This window comes from Accumulibacter sp., assembly GCF_031732815.1.
Lineage (GTDB): Bacteria > Pseudomonadota > Gammaproteobacteria > Burkholderiales > Rhodocyclaceae > Accumulibacter.
In genome coordinates this window covers 1-2896 of the sequence record NZ_JAVMKF010000259.1, presented here as the reverse complement: position 1 = coordinate 2896, position 2896 = coordinate 1, and the positions used below count along the sequence as shown (strand labels likewise).

Here is a 2896-nt window from a genome sequence, read left to right as displayed (position 1 = left end):
CCCGGCGGCGAGCGATTCCTCCGCCCAGGGGAAGCCCACGGCGACGTAGACGCGCTGGCGGTGCAGCGCCAGATGATCCACCGCACGATCAAGGAGCACCTGGAAAAGGAGAAGCGGCTTCGTCCGCAAGGCATCAAGGTGCTCAGCCTGTTCTTCATCGATGCGGTCGACAAGTATCGCCACTACGACGCCGCCGGAAACCCGGAGAAGGGCGAGTACGCGCAGATTTTCGAGGAGGAGTATCGCCGCCTCGCGAGGCACCCCGACTACCAGAGCCTATTCCAGGAGGTAGACCTCGCCACCGCTGCCGAGAAGGTGCACGACGGCTATTTCTCGATCGACCGCAAGAAGGTCGGCGGCAAGACGCTGGAAGTCTATAGGGATACCAAGGGCAACACCCAGGCCGACGACGACACCTACAGCTTGATCATGCGCGACAAGGAAAAGCTGCTGAGCCTCGACACGCCGCTCAAGTTCATCTTCTCGCACTCCGCGCTGCGCGAAGGCTGGGACAATCCGAACGTCTTCCAGATCTGCGCCTTGCGCGAGATGGCCTCGGAGCAGCAGCGTCGCCAGACGATCGGGCGCGGCTTGCGGCTGTGCGTGAACCAGCACGGGGAGCGCCTGCGCGGCTTTGACATCAACACGCTGACCGTGATCGCGACCGAGAGCTACGAACAATTCGCCGAGAACCTCCAGAAGGAGATCGAGGACGAAACGGGCATCCGCTTCGGCAGCGTGGAAATGCACCAGTTCGCGGGGGTCGCCGTCGCCGGCGCCGATGGTCGGCTCGCGCCGCTCGGATTCGATCAGTCCAAGGTCCTGTGGCAGCACCTGAAAGCCGCCGGTTTCGTAAACGGGCAAGGCAAGGTACAGGATGCGCTGCGCACCGCGCTGAAAACTGGCACCCTGACCCTGCCCGAGCCGTTTGCCGCCCTGCTGCCGCAAGTGACGGAGATCCTTCGCAAGCTGGCCGGGCGCCTGGAGATCAGGAACGCCGACCAGCGCACTCCGGTGAGAACGCGCCAAGCCGTTTTACACGGGGCGGATTTCAGGGCACTTTGGGAGCGCATCAAGCACAGGACGACCTACCGCGTGCAGTTCGACAATGAGAAATTGCTGCAAACGTGCATCACGGCTCTGGCGACCGCCCAGAACATCACCCGCGCCAGCCTTCAGTGGCGCAAGGCCAACCTCGCGATTGCGCGCTCCGGCGTAGACACGATCAAGACGGCCTCCTCTGCCCCCGTGACGCTCGACGAAGGCAACATCGAACTACCCGACATCCTGACCGACCTGCAGGACAAGACCGCGCTCACGCGCCGTAGCATTTGCCGAATTCTTGTCGAAAGCGGACGGCTCGATGACTTCAAGCGAAATCCGCAGAAGTTCATTGAAGTCACCGCCGAGATCATCAACCGCGCAAAGCGTATGGCCCTGGTGGACGGTATCAAGTACCAGCGCCTCGGCGACGCGGTCTACTACGCACAGCAGCTCTTCGAGGCCGAGGAGTTGTCCGGCTATCTCAGCTCGATGATCGCCGCCAACAAGTCTGTCCACGAACAGGTCGTCTACCAATCGGACACTGAGCGCAGGTTCGCCGACGATCTGGAGAAGAACGAAGCAATCAAGGTGTACGCCAAGCTCCCCGGCTGGTTCAAGGTGCCGACCCCTCTCGGCGCCTACAACCCCGACTGGGCCGTGCTGGTAGACACCGATGGCAGTGAGCATCTGTACTTCGTCGTGGAGACAAAGTACAGCCTCTTCACCGAAGACCTGCGGGACCGGGAGAGCGCAAAGATCGAGTGCGGCAAGGCGCATTTCAAGGCTCTGGCGGTGGGTCAGAACCCCGCGCGTTTTGAGGTGGTCCGTACCCTGAACGAGTTGCTGATCCTCGCGGACTCAGGACAAAGGCAGCGCTGAACCCGCGCCAACACTGGCGGGGCACCTGTGAAATGCGGCCGGCAGCCAGCCGCTTGTCGCACCGCATGCGAAGTGGTCGATCACGCGGCGGTGCGAATCGACTTGACGAGCGCATCAGGGATCACCGTCATGCAGAACGCGGCCCAATCCGCCATCAGCGCAGCACGCTTGGTGAACTGCGAACCTCTCTGATACGCACGCTCGACGGCATCCGGCAACTGGTGCGCCAGCGCGTGCTCGGCGACTTCGCGCGGGTAGTTCGTCGTCTCCGCCGCCCACATCCGAAAGGTGCTGCGGAAACCGTGCACGGTCACACCGTCGCCGTTGGCATCCACCCACACCGGCTTGTCATCGCCGTTCATGCGACGGATCACGGCAGTCAGCGACATATCCGACAGCGGTTGCCCCTTGATGCCGGCAAAGACGATCTCGCCATCCCTTGGCATGGACTCGAGCAACGCCAACGCGGCATCGCTCAAAGGAACCTCATGCTCGCGCCGCGCCTTCATGCGCTCGGAGGGTATCGTCCACACCTTGCCCGCGAGATCGAACTCGGCCCATCGCGCGCCGCGCACCTCTCCCGATCGGGACGCCGTCAGAATGGAGAACTCCACCGCTCGCGCCGATACCCCCTCTCGTGCGCGCAGAGCCGCCATGAAGGCAGCGATGCGCTGCCACGGCAGCGACGGATGGTTGCGCGTGCGACTGGACCTGCGGATGGTGGCCAGCAGGTTCTCCAGATGCCCTTTCCAGCGAGCAGGGTTTTCGCCGCTGCGGTAACCGCTGGTGGTCGCCCAGTCCAGCACGGACTCGATACGGCCGCGCAGGCGACTGGCCGTTTCAGTCTTGCCTTCCCAGATGGGTGCAAGGCACTTCACGACCAGACCCGTGTCGACATCTGCGACCGGCAGATGGCCGAGCACCGGGCTGGCGTACGTCTTGAGGGTGTTGGTCCATTGGTCCGCGTGCTTCG

General features: G+C 63.2%; 1 protein-coding gene and 1 pseudogene. One reads left to right on the top strand and one right to left on the bottom strand.

Annotated elements, in window-relative coordinates; genetic code table 11:
- Positions 1 to 1923: pseudogene (locus RKP46_RS15345) on the top strand (restriction endonuclease subunit R); the annotation flags it as partial.
- An 80-nt stretch (positions 1924 to 2003) separates the two neighbouring features.
- Here RKP46_RS15345 and RKP46_RS15340 read toward each other — a convergent pair.
- The coding region (locus RKP46_RS15340; RefSeq protein ID WP_311107440.1) for a site-specific integrase at positions 2004 to 2896 on the bottom strand (893 nt) is incomplete at its 5' end.